Raw genomic sequence first — 21,004 nt, forward strand, 5'->3', positions numbered from 1 at the left:
GCATGAACACCAGCGTCTTGGAAGGCATGAACAACAAGATCAAGGTGATCAAGAGGATGGCGTATGGCTACCGGGATAACGGCTACTTCTTCTTGAAGATAAAAGCAGCGTTTCCCGGTAAAGCGCGATGAACCTAAAAAAGGCCACGCAAGAGCGTGGCCTGTAAGCAAGTGCCCAACCCGACGGGGGGTGGGCCGGACTAGTTCAGAGACACTAATCAACGTAATCAGTATCGTTCATCAATCTGTCGTTCAGAAGGTCACAAACTGACAAAGGTCGGTCATTTCCGGCCAAGGCTGCGGTAGGTCGGTACAGTTTCAGGTTCATTCGCCTCAGCGTATAAAGGGGTTCAATAAGCGAGTGAATGTGCCGGTTAATTTAACCGGTGCGCTGAGCACAGACAGGGTAATGCAGTCTTCGCAGCCAACCGCAACGGGTTTGTGCTCGTCTTCTTGATTGAGTACCACGAAGTCCCACTGGTTGAACACACCATTCTGGTCCGCGAACGCACCCTGTAGCACGATAGTGGTTTCGTTCCCTCTGTGGGTATGCGCGGGTGCCTTCCCACCGGCTGCCAACTTCTGAAGCACCACCTGCTCGTTCTGGCCGGGAAACCGTTCGCTGATGTCCAGAACACTGACATCGCCGAGCTGACGTTTCCAGGGCAGCGCGTCGAGATCGTCGCCCAACAACTTTTGAAGTGGGCTCATGCGCTTGGCTTGTGTACTAATGTAGTTCTCCGTCATGTCAGGCTCGCTGTCTATGCGTGACAGGATAGAGTCAAACATGTCCGATGAAACGCCGACCTGGGGCTGACTTTCCATCATTACGGCACCGAGGCTGTCGAGGGTATCCACACGGCTGCGACAATGGGGGCACTGGTCAAGATGGAGACGAATGCACAGTGCGTGGGGCTCACTGAGATTGCCTGCACTGAATTCCATCAGGGTAAGTGTGTCTGGGTGGTGCCGTGTCATACGTTCTGGTCCTGCAAAATCACTTTCAGTTTGTTCAGCGCCAGGCGTACCCGGCTTTTTACGGTGCCTAGCGGTATGTTGAGCTCGTCCGCCACCATCTGGTGTGACTTGCTTTCCATGTAGACCTTGGCGATTACCGTAATCTGTTCTTCCGGCAGGTGACTGAGGGATTCTCGCACGCGACGTTCAGACATCAGGCGGTGCAGCGACGTAACCGGTTCGTCGTCGTTTTCGCCGGGAATCTGCCACAGATCTTCCGTTTCAACGGGCATCTCCGCACTCGTGCGTTTCATCTTGCGCAGCATATCAATGCGTTGGTTCCGCGCGATGGTGAAAATCCAGGTCGACGCGGCTGCTTTTCGCCAGTCGTAAAGACATGAACGGCGCCAAATTGACACAAAGACCTCTTGCACCAGCTCTTCAGCGTGACTCGCCATGCCGTTGGCCATCGCGTAGTACTTGATCTGGGGACCAAAGTGCTCGAACAGAGCATGATAGGCCTGCCGGTCCTGATTTCTTCCCACTTTCTCCAGTAGCTGGCTCCAAGGGTCCTTGCGGCCCTCAGCCCGTGCTGGTTTCTGATCCAGTGTGGACACCGGACGCTCCTTGACAGTCGCATGATTTGGCATTGTTGTGTTCATCATTCTATGCACTCGCCCCGGGTTTGTCAGTCTCCTTATGTACGGGGGAGCTGGACAGCTGGATCTGCTTTTACCGGCGATTTTCTTTCTGGCTTCGCTGCCGCCGGGTGTCGGCTGCAGGGAGATTGCTGACCGCTATCATCACGGCTACTCTTTTGCAGGTATTTATTCAGGAACGCTTGGCCAACATGAATGCTCCCGGAAAGACTGGCAATCTGCCTGTTATTCGCGCTCACTACGCCGATATCCTTTGCCAGTTGGCGGAAGAAAAGGGTGCTGCGCGTCCCGAGCTGCTGCGCTCGGCTGATATTCGCCCAGCCATGTTGGGGCACCCGGACAACTTCATCACCGTGGCGCAGTTCAGTAGTCTTTGTCGCTCGGCATTGGCGTTGAGTCACGATCCGGCCCTGGGGCTGGAGTATGGTAAGCGCCTGAAGTTCACTACCCACGGCTCCCTGTCACAGGCCGCCATCAGCTGTGACAACATTGGCCAGGCGCTTACGGTGCTGATCAAGTATTTCCGTATCCGGTTCGTGTATATGAATCTGAGCTTCTTTACCGAGGGCAGCGACGCTGTGCTGCAACTCGACATCATGCACGCTCTGGATGATCTGCATCGGTTCAATGCAGAAGTGGTGCTGGCCTCGTTGATGGATGTGAACCTGCTCTTGTTCGGGCGCCGCCTGCTTGAGGGTGGAAGTTGTCGACTGAATTATCCGCCACCTGAATATGCCCCGGCCTATGAGTCGCTGTTCGGCAACCGTATTCGATTCGACGCCGGCGCCAATCAGCTCCGTTTTCGCAAGGAATTTCTGGAACTGCCAATTTCCCTGTCCAATCCCGTAGCGCGTCGGGTAGCAGAAGCGCAATGCCAGGAGGAAATGCGATCGCTGGAAGCGACCACGTCGATTCCCGAGCGCGCGGGGCGGTTGCTGGAATCGGTACGGGATGGCCGGCTTCCGGGTATTGATTCCGTGGCGGCGCAACTGGGTGTGTCACCCAGGACGCTGCGCCGTCAGCTCAGTGCCGAAGGCCTGAAATTTCAGGGCATCCTCGATGACATCCGCCACCGGCGTTCCCTGGAGCTGCTTCGGCGCACCGACCTCGGGATCGATGACATTGCCTATCGCCTGGGGTATAGCGACCCGTCCAATTTTGGCCGGGCTTTCCGCAAGTGGGAGGGGCTGTCGCCCTCGGTCTGGCGCGCAAGAAAGGCCTGATCCGGATTATTCTTCCAGATAGGTATAGCCGCCAAGGCCGTTTTCCAGTTCTTCCAGCAGACTCGTCTGTACGTCGTCCGGCAGTCCGCTGGCGGCAAATTTCTGCTGGTAGGCCCGAAGCAGGGCGGTGGGTTCGAAGTTTACATACTGCAGCACCTTGGCCACGGTATCGCCATGGATTGGCTCACTCACGGTATGGCCGCCACCGGGGTTGCGTCGTACATCCACCGAATGGGTGTCGCCGAACAGGTTGTGCATGTCACCGAGGATTTCCTGGTAGGCGCCGGTCATGAAAAAGCCCATTAGCATGGGTTCTTCCGGGGCTTCTTCAGGCAGTGGGAAGGTGGTTTCGATACCTTGGCCGTCCACGTATCGGTCAATTCGCCCGTCGGAGTCACAGGTAATGTCCTGGATGACCGCACGACGGGTGAGGGGACGGTTCAGCCCATTCACCGGCATAATCGGGAAAATCTGATCAATACCCCACACGTCCGGCAGCGACTGGAACAGAGAAAAGTTTACGAAGAGCTTCTCTGCCAGTTTTTCATTAAGCTCATCAATGATCTCCCGGTGCGCGCGATTCGCGGAGTTCAGCTGTTTTCTCAGCGCCCGGCAGCAGGTGGTGTAGAGCGTTTCCGCCCGGGCGCGGTCCGCCAGTGACAAAAGGCCATGGGCGAACTGGGTATGGACATCCGCCATGGCGTGGAGCACGTCGTGGTAGATCTCAGCCAGGGAACGGCGCGACGCCTCATCCCGCAGGCTCTCCAGGTCGCGCCACAGATCCTGCAGCGGTGCCGGGGCATCACTGAACGGTTGTTCGGTTGGGCGCTTGTCGGGCACCTCCCGGTCAATCACATTGGTCACAAGTACCGAGTGGTGAGCCGTCAGCGCACGGCCGGATTCACTGATCAGGTTGGGATGGGGGATGCCCGCCCGATCGCACTCCGATTGCAGGATATGAATCACGTTGTAAGCGTATTCGTGTACGCTGTAATTCATCGAACAACTGCTGCGTGAACGGGTGCCCTCATAGTCCACGCCGAGCCCGCCGCCAATATCGACCGTGCCTACCGGTGCCCCCATGTGGCGCAATTCACTGTAGAAACGGGCACACTCGCGCAGTCCGGTCTGGATGTCACGGATATTGGCTATCTGCGACCCCAGGTGAAAATGCAGCAACTGAAGGGATTCCAGGGCCCCGGCACCGCGCAGGGTCTCGACCACATCCAGCACCTGGCTTGCGGACAGTCCGAATTTCGACTTTTCACCGCCGGTGTTCTGCCAGTTGCCTTTACCGATGGTGGCCAGCCGTGCGCGCACGCCTATCAGCGGTGTCACTCCCAGACGGCGGGCTTCCTCGAGAATGAGCGGCAGCTCTGATTGTTTTTCCACCACAATGAACACCCGGTGCCCCAGTTTCTGCCCGATCAGCGCCAGCCGGATATATTCACGGTCCTTGTAGCCATTGCAGACAATCACCGACTCCCGCTGGCGCGACAGTGCCAGAACCGCCATTAACTCCGGCTTGCTGCCGGCTTCGAGGCCAATCTGGTTATCGCTGGCGGCCGGTTCGGCGCAGAGCAGTTCCTCAACCACCCGGCGCTGCTGGTTGACCTTGATCGGGTAGACGGCGGTGTAGCCTCCCTGGTAGCCGTGTTCACGAGCGACCTTGTTAAACGCGCCACACAGCTTGTTGACCCGATCATGGAGAATATCGGTAAAGCGGATTAACACCGGAAGCTGGACACCCTCACTGACCAGGGAGCGGGTAAGGCCGGGCAGGTTGATGTCCTCGCCGCTGTGCCCCCGGTCGGGTCTTATCAGTACCTCGCCACGGGCATTCACATCGATATAGCCATCGCTCCAGTGGGCGATGTTGTACACCTTGTGGGCGGCGCTGAGGGTTGGTTCGCTCATGGGGCTTTCCTGTGCTGAGTCCGCAGCCGGCAACGGGCCGGCCTATGGCGCTCATTGTATGGATTCCGCCGCCTCGCTAAAAGAACAACACCCGAAAAACAAGGCCCGGAGGTAATGATAGTCCTTTAGGTGTGGTGGTTACGGACCTACAATACCCTCAATACGAACAGGCTCAACGCGCACATCCGGAGACACGACATGACTGCACTGAACGATGGCTGGTTTACCGAAGTATTCCAGGACCAGGGAACCGCCTTTTCCCTGCAGGTGAAGAAAAAATTGCACGAAGAACAAACCGACTTCCAGAAGCTGGAAATCTGGGAAACCGAAACCTTCGGCAACCTGATGGTGCTCGACGGCTGCGTGATGCTGACCACCAGAGACAACTTCCTCTATCACGAGATGATGACTCATCCGGCGCTGTTCACCCATAAAGACCCGAAGAAAGTGGTCATCGTTGGCGGCGGTGATTGCGGCACCCTGAAAGAAGTCCTTAAGCACCCCGGTGTGGAAGAAGCCTGGCAGGTGGAAATCGACGAACGCGTCACTCGCCTCTCGGAACAGTATTTCCCCGAGCTTTGCGAATCCAACACCGATCCTCGCGCCAACTTCTTCTTCGGCGACGGCATACAGTGGATACGCGATGCGGTGCCTGGAAGCCTTGATGTCATTATCATCGACAGCACCGACCCGGTTGGCCCCGCCGAAGGCCTGTTCGCCCTGGACTTCTATCGCGACTGCATGATCGCTCTGCGCGACGGAGGCGTTATTGTCCAGCAAAGCGAATCGCCGCTGCTGCACACCAACACCATCATCAAAACCATTCACGACGATATGAAAAAGGCCGGCTTCGACCACGTCCGCACCCTGCCGTTCCCGCAACCGGTGTACCCCACCGGCTGGTGGAGCTGCACTATGGCGGGTAAGGAAAAGCCGGTGGTGTACTTCCGTGAGGAAGACGCGGATCAGCGGCCGTTTGTGACCCGCTATTACAACGCCGACATCCACCGTGGGGCATTGGCGATGCCGCAATTCATGGTGGATGCACTGGAAGATGAGGTGATGTCGAGCGAGCGGTAAAGTGGAAAAAAAGAGGGGCGCCCGTGGGCGCCCCTCTTTCGATCCAGTGTCAGCCCATATTACTTGCTGCTGACAAACTCCGGATAGGCTTCCATGCCACACTCGGACAGATCCACACCTTCGTACTCTTCCTCTTCGGTCACCCGAATACCCATGATCGCCTTGAGGGCGCCCCAGACAATCAGGCTGGTCACGAAGACCCAGACGAAGATGGTCAGCATACCAACCAGCTGACCCAGGAAGGTCGCGTCCGCGTCGGACAGCAGTACCGCGAAGATACCCCAGATACCTACCACACCGTGTACGGAGATGGCACCGACCGGGTCATCAATACGCATCTTGTCGAGCGTCACGATTGAGAACACCACGATGATGCCGCCGATGGCGCCAATAATGGTCGCCAACAAAGGCGAAGGATCGGCAGGTTCAGCGGTAATAGCAACCAGACCAGCCAGGGCACCGTTCAGGGCCATGGTCAGGTCAGCCTTGCCGAACATGATGCGGGCTACAATCAGAGCACCGATCAGGCCGCCGGCAGCGGCCGCGTTGGTGTTCAGGAACACGTTGGCCACTTCGTTGGCCACACCGATGCCGCCCAGCTTGAGGGTAGAGCCGCCGTTGAAGCCGAACCAGCCCATCCACAGGATGAAGGTACCAAGAGTCGCCAGCGGCAGGTTGGCACCCGGGAAGGCCTTGATCTGGCCATCCGCGCCATACTTGCCTTTACGGGCGCCCAGCAGCAGAACACCCGCCAGAGCCGCAGCGGCACCCGCCATGTGTACGATGCCGGAACCAGCGTAGTCGCTGTAGCTCAGCTCATAGATACCGAACACGGCATCGCCGTTCCAGGTCCAGGAGCCCTGCATCGGGTAGATGAAACCACACATAACAACGGCGAAAGCCAGGAAGGCCCAGAGCTTCATACGCTCGGCCACGGCACCGGAAACGATGGACATGGCGGTTGCAACGAAGACAACCTGGAAGAAGAAATCAGAAGCCCCGGCGTATTCGCCCATCTCACCAAAACCGGCCTCGTTGGAAGCGGCAAGGACTCCGGCGATCGCCGCGTCGTCCATTTGAGCGACAGTGGTAACGCCGCTGAGGAAGAGACCGCCACCGTACATGATGTCGTAGCCGACGATCAGATACATGGTGCAGGCTACTGCAAACAGGGAAACGTTCTTGGTCAGGATCTCGGTGGTGTTCTTGGCGCGCACCAGGCCTGCTTCGAGCATAGAGAAGCCCGCGGCCATCCACATGACCAGAGCGCCGCAGATAAGGAAGTAGAAGGTATCCAGTGCATACTGGAGTTCAAAAATATGATTAAGATTGCTTTCCATGTGAAGCCCTCCGCACGAGGCTTTTCAAGTTATAAATTTTTTGCGCTGGCTGTCTGGTTGATCAGTCTGTGATCAGACCGCTTCTTCGCCGGTTTCCCCGGTTCGGATTCGGATCGCCTGTTCCAGTTCGGTCACGAAAATTTTGCCGTCACCAATCTTCCCAGTGTTGGCGGCCTTGGTGATGGATTCGATGACCTGATCCAGCAGGTTGTCGCCGATAGCAACTTCAACCTTGACCTTGGGCAGGAAGTCCACCACGTATTCTGCGCCACGGTAGAGCTCGGTATGACCCTTCTGGCGACCGAAGCCTTTGACTTCAGTGACCGTTACGCCTTGTACGCCAATCTCGGATAGTGCCTCACGGACATCATCCAACTTGAAAGGCTTGATGATCGCTGTCACAAGTTTCATTGCTTTCTCCTTGGTAAAGCCGTCTCAACATCTGGAACTCTTCGGCCCGTTGTTGAGGTCGGGATGCTGCCACCTCGCACACCAATTGTGCGGATTGCGTACAAGGCTTTTAGCATCGGGTGTGCCAACGCAAAAAATAATATAACTATCAGACAGTTGGCTGTCTGTTGATCCAGAATGGATCGTCAGGTCGCACCATTTCGGGGCTTGTCTGTCCTGGGCGAACCATAATGATGCACGAACTCGGTGCAAGCATTAGGAATGCCTGAGCCACATTATACTGTCGACGGCCACAGTATGGCAGGAGAGGCATTAGTGTTACACTCCAACCGTCGTTCAGGCGCGACGAAAAGCCCGCCGAGGACGAGGTATAGTCCAGCGCAGCTATTTTGACCGGTGATTTTTGAGAGGTGATTCGTGAAAGGTCCACAGGATTTCTTTTCCCAGCTTCAGGGACAATTCGGCCAGTTCGTTCCCGATATGGCCCGTGCCGCCCGTGAGGATTTTGAAGCCCAGGCCCGCGCCACGGTGATGACGGTCCTTTCGCGCCTTGAGCTGGTCACCCGTGAAGAGTTCGATGCCCAGCAAGCCGTACTGATGAAAACCCGCGAAAAGGTCGAAGCGCTGGAAAAGCGCGTGGCCGATCTGGAAAAGCAGTTCCCGAGTAGCTGACCGGCAGGACGCCCGTCAGGCGGCCAGGCCGCTATTACCTATAACCATGGAAGGTTGTCATGTTTGCCGTTGTCCATACCCGCGCCAGTATTGGCGTTTCTGCACCCTCCGTTACCGTTGAAGTCCACCTGTCAGGCGGCCTGCCGGCGCTGTCCATCGTCGGGCTCCCCGAAACGGGGGTTCGTGAAAGCCGGGAGCGTGTTCGCAGTGCCCTGATGAACGCCGGCTTTGAATTTCCCGCTCGCCGAATCACCATCAATCTGGCTCCTGCGGACCTGCCCAAGGAAGGCGGCCGCTTTGACCTCCCCATCGCCTTGGGCATTCTTGCCGCTTCCGGACAGATCCCGGCGGAAAGCCTTGCACAGTATGAATGTGTGGGAGAGCTTTCTCTGGATGGTGCGCTGAGACCGTTGAAAGGTGTGCTCCCGGCGATACTGGCAGCCCGCAAAGAGGGGCGTCGGTTACTGATCCCTCAGGCCAATGCCGCGGAAGCCGCCCTGGCCAGCCAGGACGATGTGTTGCCAGCCGGTCATTTACTGACGGTCTGCGAACACCTGTGTGAGCGGGCGAGGATTTCCCCGGTATCGCCAGCGGTGCCGGAAACGGGCGTGAACGCCGGTCCGGACCTTGCGGACGTGCATGGTCAGAGCGTGCCGAGGCGGGCGTTGGAAATTGCCGCCGCCGGCGGGCATAACCTGCTGATGTTTGGTCCACCGGGCACCGGTAAAAGCATGCTCGCCAGCCGTCTGCCGGGTATTTTGCCTCCGTTGACCACCGAATCTGCGCTCGAGGTAGCGAGTATCCACTCCGTGGCCGGTCTTCCCGTGCGGGGCGGAGAGTGGTGCCGGCCGCCTTACCGCGCACCCCATCATACCGCCTCGTCGGTAGCCATGGTGGGTGGCGGTAGCAGTCCGCGCCCCGGAGAAATCTCCCTGGCGCACCGCGGCGTATTGTTTCTTGACGAACTGCCAGAGTTCGAGCGACGGGTGCTGGAAGTGCTGCGGGAACCCATGGAATCCGGCGAGATTGCCATTAGCCGTGCGGCAAGGCAGGTGACCTTTCCAGCCTGCTTCCAGGTTGTGGCGGCCATGAACCCTTGCCCGTGTGGCTATCTGGGGCATCCGACGATCGAGTGCCAGTGCACGCCCCCGCAGGTGCTCCGTTATCGGGCAAAGATATCAGGTCCATTGCTGGACCGGTTCGACTTGCATGTGGAAGTGCCAGTTCAGAGCGGGGAGGTACTGATGAAGCGTGACGGCGGGGGTGAATCCAGCACGGTTGTGAGGGATCGGGTGTATCAGGCCCGTGAGCGGCAGATGCAGCGAGGATTCGGGAACGCCGCGTTAAGTGGCCGTGAACTTCAGGCACATTGCCGTGTGGATGCGGCAGGCGAGGCCATGCTGTCTGCCGCCATGGAGCGACTGGGCCTCTCTGCCAGGGCATTGCATCGTATCCTGCGGGTAGCACGGACCCTGGCGGACCTGGACGGCTACGACCACATTGGCAATGGCCATCTGGTCGAGGCGTTGGGCTATCGCAAACTGGACCGGCAGCAGACCCGGAATGCGCAGGTTTCGGTATAGTCCGTCGGGTGGCCTCTGGTAAACTGTGGCCATAACCCATTGAAGGAAAACCGCACAGGGCGGTTGAGGACGTCAGATGACCGATCACAACGATGTTTCCGGCGATTCACCCGTGACCACCCGCCGTGGCGTACGGAGTTTCGTGCTACGCCAGGGGCGGATGACCGAAGGCCAGAAAAAGGCCTACGACCGCAGTTGGCCCAAATACGGCCTGACCCGTGAACAGGGTATGATTGACCCACGCCAGATCTTTGGACGGGACAACATGCTTAACCTGGAGATCGGGTTTGGTATGGGCAAATCCCTGGCAGACATGGCGGAAGCGGCACCGGAGCAGGACTTCATCGGCGTGGAAGTACACCTGCCCGGGGTTGGCGCCCTGCTAAAAGAGATTGAAGACCGGGGGCTGGAGAATGTTCGTGTCTACGCCATTGATGCCAACGATGTGATCGATCGGTGCCTGCCCGATGCAGCACTGGACCGGGTGATGGTGTTTTTTCCGGACCCATGGCACAAAAAGCGCCACCACAAACGCCGGCTGATCCAGCACGAATTTGTCCAGCGCCTGCGCCATAAACTGCGAGTGGGCGGGGTCCTGCACCTGGCCACCGACTGGGAAAACTACGCCGAACACATGATGGAGATCATGGGAGAGTCCGAGGGTTTTGCGAACTCACAGGACATCGGCGAATACTCGCCGCGTCCGGAAGACCGGCCGATCACCAAGTTTGAGAAACGGGGTGAGACGTTGGGGCATGGCGTCTGGGATCTGGTGTTTTACCGTACCAATTAAGTCGTCGATAGATCGTTGGCTTCGCCGACTGGAGGCGTTATTCGTGAGCCAGCGGATGGCGCCGGGCGGCGCGAATGATCACCAATCCAGCGCAACCCAGCATCAGGCCGGTGAATTTCACCAGCGCGCAGAGTGTGGCGGACAGGCTGACCATATCCGTGGGTGGGTCCATGTTATTGAGTAGCAGGATATTTTCCGTCAGATCGCCGGCACCCGCGGTCACAAACAGCGCCTTCACCCAGCGTGCTACGTTACGTTCCCGGACACCCGGCCGGTCCCGCATCAGGTGATTGGTCAGGAAAATCAGCGTGGCCAGGTAGGCGGGTACAAACAGGAAGTCCAGCCAAAGGGATATCTGTGCCCAAAGCATGCCGTCCTGTCGCCAGCTGCGCAGTATGGCCATCGACTGGTCCGCCGTGGCAGCCATCTGTAGGCTGACGATGCCCTGGGGAGCCGAGCCAGTCTGTAGGGGCTGGTTGACCACAACCAGGACCAGCAGCAGGGCGGCCGTAGCCACCAGGCTCAGGTTGAGCCGTTTGGGCAAAAGGGTCATAAGGCGCGGCAGTGACATCAGAGGAAGCGCTCCAGCAGACTGTTCAGGTAACGCTGTCCGAGTTCCGTGGTCTGTATCCGTCCCGGTTCCAGCATGTTTTCCTTTCTCAATTCCTCAAGTTTTACCGCAACTCTGCTCAACGGTAAACCTGTACGCTCTGTGAACAGGTTTTCTGGCACACCGGACGTTAGCCTCAAGGCGTTCATCAGAAACTCCAGTGGCCGTTCTTCCAGTTCGACCATTTGACTACCGGCGGTGCGGCTGCCGATGCGGTTCATATAGGCATCGGGTTGCCGGGTTTTCCAGAAGCGCCGGATGTCGCCGTTGTGGAAGGTGATCTTGCCGTGGGCACCAGCGCCGAGCGCCAGGTAATCCCCAAACATCCAGTAATTCAGGTTGTGGCGGGACGCCATGCCGGGCCGGCTCCAGGCTGATACTTCGTAGTCCGTAAACCCCTGCTGATGCAGGTAGTCGGCACCCTGGCAATAGATCTCCCAGAGGTAATCGTCGTTGGGCAGTTGGGGCGGACGGCTGTAGAACTCGGTGTTGGGTTCCAGGGTCAGCTGGTACCAGGACAGGTGCGGGGGTTGCCACGACATGGCCGCCCGCAGGTCATCCAGGGCGTCTGCCGGTGTCTGGCCCGGCAGGCCATGCATCAGGTCCAGGTTGAAGTTATCAAAGCCGGCTTTGCGGGTGGCCTCTATGGCCCTGTGAGCTGCCTTGTCATCGTGGATGCGTCCCAGTGCCTTCAATTGCATGGGGTTGAAACTCTGGATGCCCAGTGAAAGCCGGTTTATGCCAGCGCCACGGAAGCCGATAAAGCGAGTCTGTTCCACCGTGCCCGGATTGGCCTCCAGTGTGATCTCGGCATCGTCAGTGAACGACAGGTGAGTGCGCAGCCGGTCGAACAGTGTGTTGTAGAAGTCCGGCGACATTAACGAAGGCGTGCCGCCGCCGATGAAGACGGTTTCGATCGGTCGCCCCTGGATGAATGCGAGGTCACCGGCAAGGTCCTCCATGATCGCATCAAGATAGCCGTTCTCGGGAATGTCGCCGGTCAGTGCGTGGGAGTTGAAGTCGCAGTAAGGGCACTTCTTCACGCACCAGGGTACATGAACATACAGGCTTAGCGGGGGAAGGGCGCTCACCGCGGTGTCTTCCGGCGGAGGCATAGTCACCCCGGCTCTTCCCTCAGCTGGTCCAGAAGCAGCACCAGTGCCCGCCCGCGGTGGCTGATGCGGCCTTTTTCAGCGCGGGGCAGTTCGGCGGCGCTGGTGCCGGTTTCCGGTACCAGGAACACCGGATCGTACCCGAAACCACCCTCGCCCCGAGGCTCTGGCAGAATGCTTCCCGGCCAGCGGCCATGACAGATCACCGGCGTGGGGTCATCGGCATGGCGCAGGTAGACCAGTACACAGTGAAACTGGGCCGTGCGCCGGGCCTCGGGAACGTCTTTCAGCGCGTCGAGCAGGGCCCGGACGTTGTCTGCGTCGCTGGCCGTGTCGCCGGCGTAACGGGCCGAACGGACGCCGGGTGCCCCGCCCAAGGCGTCAACCGCCAGACCGGAGTCATCCGCAAGGGCCGGTAATCCGGTTATGCGCGCGGCATGACGTGCCTTGAGGATGGCGTTCTCCACGAAGGTGACCGCTGGCTCCTCCGCCTCGCCAACGCCTAATTCACCCTGGGCTACGGGCGTCAGCCCGAGTGGGCCGAGTAAATCTGTGAGTTCGGCGATCTTACCCTTGTTGTTGCTGGCAATGACCAGTCTTTTAGTGGTGTTGGTCATCAGTCGTTAAACAGTGTGTGGGTGAAACGGATGGGCAGATCCTGTCTGGCACCCGTGGGACGGGTGGTGATCTGGAAGGTCATCAACTCGGCGTTGCTGTACTGGTATTCGGCGATGAAATAGACCGCGTTGCCTTCCTGGATGCGTCGAAATGCCAGGAACCGGGCCTGCTGGATATCGTTCATGACCTTGCCTTCCACCTGGCCTGATACCGGCTCAAGGCCGCCATCCTCGGTTTCCCTCATGATGGATATGTTGACGATACCGATGCCGCGGCTGCGATTGAGGTTGTTCTCGCGGGCAATTTCAGGAGCCAGGAAGGTGCTTGGGAAAACGCTCCAGTGCACTTCGAATTCACCAAAATCCTTCGAATCAGCCTGGCTCTGGCTGGTGAATAGCAGGAACAGGCAAGCGAGCGACAATAACGTCTGCCAGTGATTGCGACGATGTGTGGTCATGATTCCTCCCGGGTTATCCGGTAAATGGCGATCTGCCCCAACATATTGGGCCAAAGGCGACTGAGCCAGCGATCCTGGTGCTCGCCATCCACCACTGTGCGGTTCAGTATCCGGACGTCCTTGCGGTAGCAGAGGGCTTCAAAATCCTTGAAGGTGCACAGGTGGATGTTGGGGGTGTTGTACCATTTATACGGTAGCGTTTCCGATTCAGGCATGCGACCCCGGCGCATCAGGTACCAGCGCAATCGCCAGTAAGCGAAGTTGGGGAAGGTCACGATGCCCTCGCGGCCCACCCGAAGCATCTCGTCGAGGACCATATCCGGGCGTCGGACCGCCTGCAGGGCCTGTGTCATCAGTACGGTGTCGAAGGAGTGATCTTCGAAGTTTCCCAGGCCCTGGGTGTCCAGGTTCTGCTCGATGACGGACACCCCGCGACCCATGCAGGTGGTGATATGGTCCGGATTGATTTCCAGGCCAAACCCTGTTGCCCTTTTTTCCCGCTGCAGGTAGTCCAGCAGGGTGCCGTCGCCGCAACCCAGGTCCAATACATGGCTGCCGGCGCTGATCCATTGCTCGATGATTTTCAGGTCCGTTCTCATGCGCCAACCTCCCGTGCAACCCGGTCCATGTAGGAATGGAAGATGGCTGTGTAGCGTGGTGTCGGGATCAGGAAGGCGTCGTGCCCCCAGGGCGCGTCGATTTCGGCATAGCTGACCTTGCGGCGGGCCGCGATCATGGCATTCACCAATTCCTCGGACCGAGCGGGGGTAAATCGCCAGTCGGTGCTGAACGAAACAACAAGGAATTCGCAGCGCGCACGGAGCAGGGCCTTTGCCAGATCATTGTCGTGCTCGTAGGCCGGGTCAAAGTAATCCAGGGCCTTGGTCATCAGCAGGTAGGTATTGGCGTCGAATGACTCCGAGAAGCGTTCACCCTGGTAGCGCAGGTAACTCTCCACCTGAAACTCTGCGTCGTAGCCGAACTTGTAGGCCTGGTCGCGCAGTTCGCGGCCGAATTTCTCGCCCATGGAGGCGTCGGACAGATAGGTAATGTGGCCCACCATGCGTGCCAGCATCAGGCCCCGGCGCGGCAATGTGTCGTGCTCATAGTAGCGGCCGTCATGGAACTCACGGTCGGACGTAATCGCCTGTCGTGCCACCTCATTGAAGGCAATGTTCTGGGCACTCAGGCGTGGGGTCGAGGCAATGGTTACGGCATGCCGCAAACGCTCCGGGTAGTCGAGGCTCCATTGCAGCGCCTGCATCCCACCGAGTGAGCCTCCCACCACAGCGGCCCAACATTCAATGCCGAGCCGGTCGGCCAGCAACGCCTGGCTGTGGACCCAGTCGCGTACCGTAATTACCGGGAAATCGGGACCGTAGGGTTGGCCGGTCTGAGGATTGGTGCTGCCGGGCCCGGTGCTGCCATGGCAACCACCCAGATTGTTCAGGCTGACGACAAAAAAACGGTTGGTATCAATAGGCTTGCCGGGGCCAATGCAGCTGTCCCACCAGCCCGGTTTTCGGTCTTCCCTGCTGTGATAGCCGGCGGCATGGTGGTGGCCGCTGAGGGCATGACAGATCAGTACTGCGTTGGTGGCATCTGCATTCAGCTCGCCATAGGTTTCAATCACCAGGTCGTAACTCTCCAGCGTCTGGTCGCAGGCGAGAGTGATCGGTGTATCGAAGTGCAGTGTCTGTGGGGTGACTATCCCGACAGAATCCGTTGGCAAGGGATCGGGCATTGGCGCGACAGGTTCCTGATTCAGTCCGTATTATCTGGAAGACATTTCAGGCAATGGCCGGGCGGAAACCTGCGTGTGAAAGCAGGCCATAACTGATATGGCCAGGCGATTGCCAGCCAAGCAGTTTAAAGGCCGGCCTGCATGGCTGCAACCGCCATTTCCGGTGCGGGTCAGACCGCGCCGGAAATGTTGACCACCTTCTGCTGGATCAGGGTGGGGGCCGGCTTGCGGATTTGCCGTTGCATGGCGTCGGCCAGTTCAAGTTGGCGCGTCAGATCGCTGATGGTGTTCTGCAGCCGTTCCCGTTCGTTGCGGCTGTCGCGGTCGCTGCGAACCATGTCCCGCAGGCGACGGATCTGGTGTTCCAGCAGCTGTTTCTGCTCCATCGAGTATTGCATGATTGGCAACAGCGCCTCCGAAGGCCAGCGCTCGACATCGGCCCGTACGCGCAGATGCAGTGTTCGGGCTTCGCCTACAATCACGTTGAAGAAGCGCCTGACCAGCAGCGACTGCTCAGTCAACAGGTTTTTGGGGCTGATGCGGAAGCGTTTTGCCTTCTTGCGCAGTTCGCGAATGGCAATGACGTGACGACCTGACCGCAGTGGAATCGGTTCCAGATGGCGGGCACGGGTGTCCTCGTTGTAGCGACGATAGATGGCGCCCACCATTTTTTCGGCCAGTCGTCCTTCGCTGAGAAGGTTGGTCAGGTCGTTTTCCAACAGTTCAAAGAAATGATCCATGCTTTGGTTCATGCCAGCGGTGGTCCAGCTCTTCGACATCTTCTGGCGGACCTTCTCGGCATGGGTCTCAAACCGGTCCTCGCAGACCAGTCCCTTGAGCATCTCGCCCTGGGAGTCCATAAGCCGGCGGCTGGACCGGAGCGTGATCAGCTTCTTGTAGTAGAAGTCGTAGTCCTGCTGAGCACGGTCAGCCAGGCGCCGCAGAGCGCCCTTGTCCATGGTCACACCAGAGCAGGCTTGCAGTTCTTCTTCCAGGGCATCCAGCCGGTTCTGCATCGCGGCCTGGCTGTTCTGCAACATGCCCAACAGGTCGTTGATCAGGCTTTGGGTGATCAGCTGTTCCTTGTGCATCAGGATGCGCTGGATGATCAGTTGTTCCAGTTGGGCGAGATTGGAACGTTCGAGCAGCTCTTCGTTACCCTTGACGCGGGCAAGAAGTCCCTGCTTGGCGGACAGTGGGATCACGTCGTTCTGGCGCATGCCGAGGTGGTCGGCGGTGTAGCCACGGACACGGTCAATGGCTTCCTGAGTGTGCTTCTCGCCCTGGAGGTCGTCCCAGAGCACGTCAATCTTATTCAGAACTGCAAAGCGTCCGGCCCGGTGGTCGGCGTGCTCGGTATCGATGTGATCCTTCCAGATCGTCATGTCGCTGGCGGTGACGCCGGTATCGGCGCTCAGCAGGAAAATGATGGCGTGGGCGCGGGGCAACATGCTGATGGTCAGTTCCGGCTCTGAGCCGAGAGCGTTGAGGCCCGGGGTGTCCAGTATGCGCAGGCCGCGTTCAAACAGCGGGTGGCGGATGCTGATCTGGGCGTTGCGCCAGGCCGGTACCACGACATTGCCCGGCTTGTTGCGGTCATGCTCCAACATGTCCTCGTCGAATCCCAGTTTGCGGGCTTCCTGCGGGGTGACGCTCTTTACGCGAGCAACTTCCGCCAGCACTTCGCGCATGATTTCCGGGTCACGCTCATCCAGATCGTGTTTGACCCAGCGTTCGGGTTGTTTGCGCAGTTGCTGCAGGGAAAGCTCGCCGGTCCGGGTTTCGATCGGGAGCAGCAAAAGATAGTTGCTGTTTGAAGTGCGGTCGAAGAATAGCTCGGTCGGACACATGGTCGTGCGGCCTGCCTGGGAAGGCAGCATGCGCTGGCCGTATTCCGAAAAGAACAGGGCGTTGATCAGTTCCGTCTTACCACGGGAATACTCGCCCACGAAGGCAATGGTAAGTTCGTCTTCGATCAACAACTCAAGGCCGTGACGGATGCGGCTGCTGACATCGTCCGAAAACAGATTGTTGTCCTGCAGCCACAGACGGTAACGACCGATCTGCCTGATCAGTTCTTTTTTCCAGCCGTGGTAGGCCTCTACCTGCTGCGACAGGGTTCCTTGCTTGTTCATCGGACCATCCTTCTGCGCGACTTCCGGGCGACTGCGTTGGATCTGGGTTGGGCAAAATTGTGCCAAAAATATAGTTAATGTTACCGCATTGGCGCGGTAAATCTGTGGGAGTGATCACGGGTCTGTATAGCGGGGCGACGTGTAGAAGGCAAAAAAAGCAGCTGATTCAGATAGATGAAACAGCTGCAGGTGAGAGTAGTTTATTGTCCTGATATGTAACGGAATGTGTTTTTGAGAGGTGGTCTACATTCCGACGATGGACCCCATGCCGGCGGCGACTTTCATGTGGTCGATCACCACTGAAATCACATTGAGGATCAGGAACACGATAATCGGTGACAGATCCAGACCGCCCATGGACGGCATGACATTGCGTACGGGGCGCATCACGGGTTCGGTAATCTGGGCAACCAGTTGGATGGCGGGATGTCCACTCTGCGGTGCGATCCAGCTAACCACCACCACGGCAATCACCGACCAGAAATAGATCTTAACGATCAGGTCGAGAACGTTGAGAATCGACCAACTGAGCAGGGTAAGCGGATTAATCGCCGGAATGCTGCTGTTCAGTGCAACAAGAATGAGGAAGAAGGTGATCGCCTGGATGATAACCGCCAGCACCAGTGCAGCACCGTCTATGCCGCCCCAGCCGGGAATAAAGCGGCGAAGCGGGCGCAGCAGCGGGTTGGTGGCTTTCACCACAAATTGCGAGATCGGGTTGTAGAAATCCGCCCTGGCCAGTTGCAGCAAAAAGCGCAGCAGCACGATCGTCAGGTAAAACGTCGAGGCTATAAGCAGAATGGTGATCAGAATGTCAGCCAGCATGAAGCCGTGTCTCCCGTTATCGGTTACTGTTTGTTGGCGAGTTCTTTGGCCATTTCCCCAGAGCGCTTGTAAGCGGCAGAGTAGGCCTTCTTGACCAGGTCTCTCAGGCCACCTTCTTCAAAGGTCTGGATGGCCTGTTCCGTGGTGCCACCGGGAGACATGACGTTGCGTTTGAGTTGGCCGGGATCGTGTTCACTGCGTCCTGCCATTTCGGCAGCGCCAGCCATGGTCTGGATTGCCAGCGCCCGTGCGGTTTCACCGGCAATGCCCGCATCGGTGGCCGCCTCTTCCAGTGCTTCCAGCATCAGGAAGAAATAGGCCGGACCACTGCCAGAAAGCGCAGTCACCGCATGCAGGAGGGATTCGTCGTCCACCCAGAGGGCCGAACCAATGCTGTTGAACACCGACTCCACCATGGCCTTCTGTTTTTCCTTGACCTGATCGTTGGCGTAGAGGCCCGCAGCCCCTTTGCCGACCAACGACGGCGTGTTGGGCATCACGCGTACCAGGGGCAAGCCGCCGCCAAGCCACTCGTCCAGGGTGGAAGCTTCCAGCCCGGCGGCGATGGACACCATCAGCGGGCGGGTATTCTGTACCACCGGAGCGATATCGGAACAGACGCTTGCCATAACCTGTGGTTTTACCGCCAGAACCACCATGTCCGCCTGCTCGGCGCAGTAACGGTTATCGGTAGTGACGCTGACACCAAACTGTTTGCGGATGGATTGAAGGTGGTTATCATCAGGGGCGCTGACCCAGATGTTGGCGGCCTTGAAGCCGCTGTCCAGCATGCCACCGATGATGGCGCTGGCCATGTTGCCGGCACCGATAAACGAAATCGTTGGTGATGTGCTCAAGGTTCACTCCACGTTTTGGATCAGTAGTGGTCAGTTGTCATTCTGCCGCTGATGATAACAGGATATGAGGCTGTCAGCCTCCGGTTACCGAGGCCCGAACAGGGCGGTACCGACTCTCACCCAGGTTGCACCCTCTTCAATGGCCATCTCAAGGTCACCGGACATGCCCATGGAGAGGGTGTCCAGCGGACCGCAACCAGGGGCTTCCTGCCGCATTTGTTTGAGGGCGTTGGCCAGCTTACGAAAGCTTGAGCGCAACTCCGCCTCGGGCTGGTCCGGGTCCGGAATCGCCATCAGCCCCCTGAGCGAGAGATTTGGCATCTCTTCGATGGCGTCTGCCATATCGATAAGATCCTCCAGGGCACAACCGGACTTGCTCTTCTCATTATTGATGTTCACCTGCAGGCAGATGTTCAATGGAGGAAGAGAAAGGGGGCGTTGATCGTTCAGGCGCTGGGCGATCTTGAGCCGGTCAACGCTGTGTACCCAGGCAAATGCCTCGGCAATCTGGCGGGTCTTGTTGGATTGGGTTGGGCCGATGAAGTGCCATTCGATAGCGTTCAGCCCCTGCAGCTCGTCCATCTTGTCCAGAGCTTCCTGAACGTAGTTTTCACCAAAGGCTCTTTGGCCGGCGTTGTAAGCCATGCGAAGCTCGTCTGCCGGCCGCGTCTTGCTGACCGCCAGCAGGTGCACGGAGCCCCCGCCGCGGCCGGCCTTCAATGTTGCTTTTTGTATGCGTCGGGTTACGCTCCCGATGTTGTCTGCTATGCTGCTCATAGTGCGAATCCGCCGATTCCGGTCAGTCTGATACGCTGACACGTTACCCGCAGGTTGCTGAAATGCCAAGTGAAGTCGTTCAGTGCCAATGACCGGAGCCGGCGCATACCGGGATAAAAGAAAAAAGCCTTCCGAGGACCCCTATGGATATTACTGAACTGCTTGCCTTTTCGGCCAAACAGGGCGCATCAGACTTGCACCTGTCCGCCGGCCTTCCCCCTATGATCCGTGTTGATGGCGATGTCCGCCGCATCAACCTTCCGCCGATGGAACATAAAGAAGTCCATGGGCTGATCTACGACATCATGAACGACAAGCAGCGCAAGGACTACGAAGAGTTCCTGGAGACCGACTTCTCCTTTGAGGTGCCTGGCGTCGCCCGCTTCCGTGTCAACGCGTTCAACCAGAACCGCGGCTCCGGCGCGGTCTTCCGGACCATCCCGTCAAAAGTGCTGACGATGGAAGACCTGGGCATGGGCCAGGTGTTCAAGGACATCGCTTCTGTACCCCGCGGCCTGGTTCTGGTGACTGGCCCAACGGGCTCCGGTAAGTCCACCACGCTGGCGGCGATGATCGACTACATTAACGACAGCCGTTACGAGCACATCCTCACCATCGAGGACCCCATCGAATTCGTGCACGAATCCAAAAAGTGCCTGCTGAACCAGCGGGAAGTGCACCGTGACACCCTGGGCTTCAACGAAGCCCTGCGCTCCGCACTGCGGGAAGACCCGGACATCATCCTGGTCGGTGAGCTGCGGGACCTGGAAACCATCCGCCTGGCGCTAACCGCCGCGGAAACCGGCCACCTGGTGTTCGGTACCCTGCACACGACCTCGGCTGCAAAAACCATCGACCGTGTGGTGGACGTGTTCCCGGCGGAAGAGAAATCCATGGTTCGTTCGATGTTGTCAGAGTCGTTACAGGCGGTTATCTCCCAGACCCTGATGAAGAAGATGGGCGGTGGCCGGATTGCGGCCCACGAAATCATGATTGGCACCTCGGCGATCCGTAACCTGATTCGCGAGGACAAGATTGCGCAAATGTATTCGGCAATCCAGACCGGTGGCTCCCTGGGCATGACAACGCTGGACCAGTGCCTGGAGAAACTCTTGAAGAAAGGCCTGATTTCCCGCGAAGCCGCGAGAATGAAGGCAAAAATGCCGGATAATTTCTAAACTTTGTAGAAGGCTCGACAAACGTTCGGAGGGTGTCGGGCAGTGCCTGTTCCAGGG

At 58.3% G+C, this 21,004-nt stretch carries 22 protein-coding genes; 7 read left to right on the plus strand and 15 right to left on the minus strand.

What is annotated here, in order from left to right:
* The coding region (locus tag AC13D2_RS05295) for a transposase (protein ID WP_482938084.1) at positions 1-131 on the plus strand (131 nt) is incomplete at its 5' end.
* A gap of 201 nt (positions 132-332) precedes the next feature.
* On the opposite strand, the gene AC13D2_RS05300 is transcribed toward AC13D2_RS05295, so the two are convergent.
* Positions 333-977, minus strand: a complete 645-nt coding sequence (locus AC13D2_RS05300) for a ChrR family anti-sigma-E factor (RefSeq protein WP_300498231.1) — start codon at positions 975-977, stop codon at positions 333-335.
* On the minus strand, positions 974-1,573 hold the full coding sequence (locus AC13D2_RS05305) for a sigma-70 family RNA polymerase sigma factor (RefSeq protein ID WP_420390416.1): 600 nt from the start codon (positions 1,571-1,573) through the stop codon (positions 974-976). Before AC13D2_RS05305 ends, AC13D2_RS05300 begins: the two co-directional genes overlap by 4 nt.
* 233 nt (positions 1,574-1,806) lie before the next feature.
* Here AC13D2_RS05305 and AC13D2_RS05310 point away from each other — a divergent pair, with 233 nt between their 5' ends.
* The gene (locus AC13D2_RS05310; RefSeq protein WP_482938305.1) at positions 1,807-2,838 is read left to right on the plus strand and encodes an AraC family transcriptional regulator; all 1,032 of its coding nucleotides are present in this window, start codon (positions 1,807-1,809) and stop codon (positions 2,836-2,838) included.
* Positions 2,839-2,844: 6 nt separating this feature from the next.
* Here the strand turns inward: AC13D2_RS05310 and speA are convergent, their stop codons facing one another.
* The gene (gene speA, locus AC13D2_RS05315; RefSeq protein WP_482938306.1) at positions 2,845-4,755 is read right to left on the minus strand and encodes a biosynthetic arginine decarboxylase; all 1,911 of its coding nucleotides are present in this window, start codon (positions 4,753-4,755) and stop codon (positions 2,845-2,847) included.
* A gap of 198 nt (positions 4,756-4,953) precedes the next feature.
* Between speA and speE the strand changes: the two genes are divergently transcribed.
* Entirely contained in the window at positions 4,954-5,835 is an 882-nt protein-coding gene (gene speE / locus AC13D2_RS05320) for a polyamine aminopropyltransferase (protein ID WP_421912077.1), read from the plus strand.
* 59 nt (positions 5,836-5,894) lie between these two features.
* On the opposite strand, the gene AC13D2_RS05325 is transcribed toward speE, so the two are convergent.
* Together AC13D2_RS05325 and glnK are read right to left on the minus strand one after the other, a co-directional pair.
* The gene (locus AC13D2_RS05325; RefSeq protein WP_300498221.1) at positions 5,895-7,175 is read right to left on the minus strand and encodes an ammonium transporter family protein; all 1,281 of its coding nucleotides are present in this window, start codon (positions 7,173-7,175) and stop codon (positions 5,895-5,897) included.
* Between the two features lie 72 nt (positions 7,176-7,247).
* A complete protein-coding gene (gene glnK, locus AC13D2_RS05330; RefSeq protein WP_004578958.1) occupies positions 7,248-7,586 on the minus strand; it encodes a P-II family nitrogen regulator in 339 nt (112 codons plus the stop codon).
* A 417-nt stretch (positions 7,587-8,003) separates the two neighbouring features.
* Between glnK and AC13D2_RS05335 the strand changes: the two genes are divergently transcribed.
* From AC13D2_RS05335 to trmB, 3 genes are all read left to right on the plus strand, one after another.
* Positions 8,004-8,258, plus strand: coding sequence for an accessory factor UbiK family protein (locus AC13D2_RS05335; protein WP_036203113.1), 255 nt, complete (start codon positions 8,004-8,006; stop codon positions 8,256-8,258).
* 59 nt (positions 8,259-8,317) lie between these two features.
* On the plus strand, positions 8,318-9,841 hold the full coding sequence (locus tag AC13D2_RS05340; protein WP_300498216.1) for a YifB family Mg chelatase-like AAA ATPase: 1,524 nt from the start codon (positions 8,318-8,320) through the stop codon (positions 9,839-9,841).
* Positions 9,842-9,917: 76 nt separating this feature from the next.
* Complete coding sequence (trmB, locus tag AC13D2_RS05345; protein ID WP_292049025.1) at positions 9,918-10,634, plus strand: tRNA (guanosine(46)-N7)-methyltransferase TrmB; 717 nt, start codon at positions 9,918-9,920, stop codon at positions 10,632-10,634.
* Between the two features lie 37 nt (positions 10,635-10,671).
* Here trmB and AC13D2_RS05350 read toward each other — a convergent pair whose 3' ends face one another.
* From AC13D2_RS05350 to AC13D2_RS05395, 10 genes are all read right to left on the minus strand, one after another.
* Positions 10,672-11,205 (minus strand): hypothetical protein, encoded by a 534-nt coding sequence (locus tag AC13D2_RS05350; protein WP_292049024.1) that lies wholly within the window; start codon positions 11,203-11,205, stop codon positions 10,672-10,674.
* A complete protein-coding gene (gene hemW / locus AC13D2_RS05355; protein ID WP_292049043.1) occupies positions 11,205-12,359 on the minus strand; it encodes a radical SAM family heme chaperone HemW in 1,155 nt (384 codons plus the stop codon). The genes AC13D2_RS05350 and hemW overlap by 1 nt, the downstream gene beginning before the upstream one ends.
* A 2-nt stretch (positions 12,360-12,361) precedes the next feature.
* Entirely contained in the window at positions 12,362-12,973 is a 612-nt protein-coding gene (gene rdgB / locus AC13D2_RS05360; protein ID WP_292049023.1) for an RdgB/HAM1 family non-canonical purine NTP pyrophosphatase, read from the minus strand.
* A complete protein-coding gene (locus AC13D2_RS05365) occupies positions 12,973-13,431 on the minus strand; it encodes a DUF4426 domain-containing protein (RefSeq protein ID WP_292049022.1) in 459 nt (152 codons plus the stop codon). The genes rdgB and AC13D2_RS05365 overlap by 1 nt, the downstream gene beginning before the upstream one ends.
* Positions 13,428-14,030 carry a methionine biosynthesis protein MetW gene (gene metW / locus AC13D2_RS05370; RefSeq protein WP_292049021.1) on the minus strand — a complete coding sequence of 201 codons (603 nt, stop codon included), beginning with the start codon at positions 14,028-14,030 and terminating at the stop codon, positions 13,428-13,430. Before metW ends, AC13D2_RS05365 begins: the two co-directional genes overlap by 4 nt.
* Positions 14,027-15,175, minus strand: a complete 1,149-nt coding sequence (metX, locus tag AC13D2_RS05375; protein ID WP_292049020.1) for a homoserine O-succinyltransferase MetX — start codon at positions 15,173-15,175, stop codon at positions 14,027-14,029. Before metX ends, metW begins: the two co-directional genes overlap by 4 nt.
* A 170-nt stretch (positions 15,176-15,345) precedes the next feature.
* Positions 15,346-17,310 (minus strand): dynamin family protein, encoded by a 1,965-nt coding sequence (locus AC13D2_RS05380; protein ID WP_482938307.1) that lies wholly within the window; start codon positions 17,308-17,310, stop codon positions 15,346-15,348.
* 243 nt (positions 17,311-17,553) lie between these two features.
* Positions 17,554-18,135 carry a YggT family protein gene (locus AC13D2_RS05385; protein ID WP_292049018.1) on the minus strand — a complete coding sequence of 194 codons (582 nt, stop codon included), beginning with the start codon at positions 18,133-18,135 and terminating at the stop codon, positions 17,554-17,556.
* A 23-nt stretch (positions 18,136-18,158) separates the two neighbouring features.
* Positions 18,159-18,992 (minus strand): pyrroline-5-carboxylate reductase, encoded by an 834-nt coding sequence (proC, locus tag AC13D2_RS05390; RefSeq protein WP_300498209.1) that lies wholly within the window; start codon positions 18,990-18,992, stop codon positions 18,159-18,161.
* A gap of 84 nt (positions 18,993-19,076) precedes the next feature.
* A complete protein-coding gene (locus AC13D2_RS05395) occupies positions 19,077-19,769 on the minus strand; it encodes a YggS family pyridoxal phosphate-dependent enzyme (RefSeq protein ID WP_420390422.1) in 693 nt (230 codons plus the stop codon).
* Between the two features lie 143 nt (positions 19,770-19,912).
* Between AC13D2_RS05395 and AC13D2_RS05400 the strand changes: the two genes are divergently transcribed.
* Positions 19,913-20,947 carry a type IV pilus twitching motility protein PilT gene (locus AC13D2_RS05400; protein ID WP_027830795.1) on the plus strand — a complete coding sequence of 345 codons (1,035 nt, stop codon included), beginning with the start codon at positions 19,913-19,915 and terminating at the stop codon, positions 20,945-20,947.
* Positions 20,948-21,004 lie beyond the last annotated feature (57 nt).

The sequence above is a fragment of the Marinobacter sp. B-12 genome (assembly GCF_056857915.1).

Coding starts and splice junctions, on each gene's coding strand:
- hemW (WP_292049043.1), bottom strand. CDS start 12,359: ATGCCTCCGCCGGAAGACACCGCGGTGAGCGCCCTTCCCCCGCTAAGC.
- metW (WP_292049021.1), bottom strand. CDS start 14,030: ATGAGAACGGACCTGAAAATCATCGAGCAATGGATCAGCGCCGGCAGC.
- metX (WP_292049020.1), bottom strand. CDS start 15,175: ATGCCCGATCCCTTGCCAACGGATTCTGTCGGGATAGTCACCCCACAG.
- AC13D2_RS05350 (WP_292049024.1), bottom strand. CDS start 11,205: ATGTCACTGCCGCGCCTTATGACCCTTTTGCCCAAACGGCTCAACCTG.
- AC13D2_RS05300 (WP_300498231.1), bottom strand. CDS start 977: ATGACACGGCACCACCCAGACACACTTACCCTGATGGAATTCAGTGCA.
- AC13D2_RS05385 (WP_292049018.1), bottom strand. CDS start 18,135: ATGCTGGCTGACATTCTGATCACCATTCTGCTTATAGCCTCGACGTTT.
- AC13D2_RS05365 (WP_292049022.1), bottom strand. CDS start 13,431: ATGACCACACATCGTCGCAATCACTGGCAGACGTTATTGTCGCTCGCT.
- AC13D2_RS05400 (WP_027830795.1), top strand. CDS start 19,913: ATGGATATTACTGAACTGCTTGCCTTTTCGGCCAAACAGGGCGCATCA.
- AC13D2_RS05395 (WP_420390422.1), bottom strand. CDS start 19,769: ATGAGCAGCATAGCAGACAACATCGGGAGCGTAACCCGACGCATACAA.
- AC13D2_RS05380 (WP_482938307.1), bottom strand. CDS start 17,310: ATGAACAAGCAAGGAACCCTGTCGCAGCAGGTAGAGGCCTACCACGGC.
- AC13D2_RS05340 (WP_300498216.1), top strand. CDS start 8,318: ATGTTTGCCGTTGTCCATACCCGCGCCAGTATTGGCGTTTCTGCACCC.
- speA (WP_482938306.1), bottom strand. CDS start 4,755: ATGAGCGAACCAACCCTCAGCGCCGCCCACAAGGTGTACAACATCGCC.
- AC13D2_RS05325 (WP_300498221.1), bottom strand. CDS start 7,175: ATGGAAAGCAATCTTAATCATATTTTTGAACTCCAGTATGCACTGGAT.
- rdgB (WP_292049023.1), bottom strand. CDS start 12,973: ATGACCAACACCACTAAAAGACTGGTCATTGCCAGCAACAACAAGGGT.
- glnK (WP_004578958.1), bottom strand. CDS start 7,586: ATGAAACTTGTGACAGCGATCATCAAGCCTTTCAAGTTGGATGATGTC.
- trmB (WP_292049025.1), top strand. CDS start 9,918: ATGACCGATCACAACGATGTTTCCGGCGATTCACCCGTGACCACCCGC.
- speE (WP_421912077.1), top strand. CDS start 4,954: ATGACTGCACTGAACGATGGCTGGTTTACCGAAGTATTCCAGGACCAG.
- AC13D2_RS05310 (WP_482938305.1), top strand. CDS start 1,807: ATGAATGCTCCCGGAAAGACTGGCAATCTGCCTGTTATTCGCGCTCAC.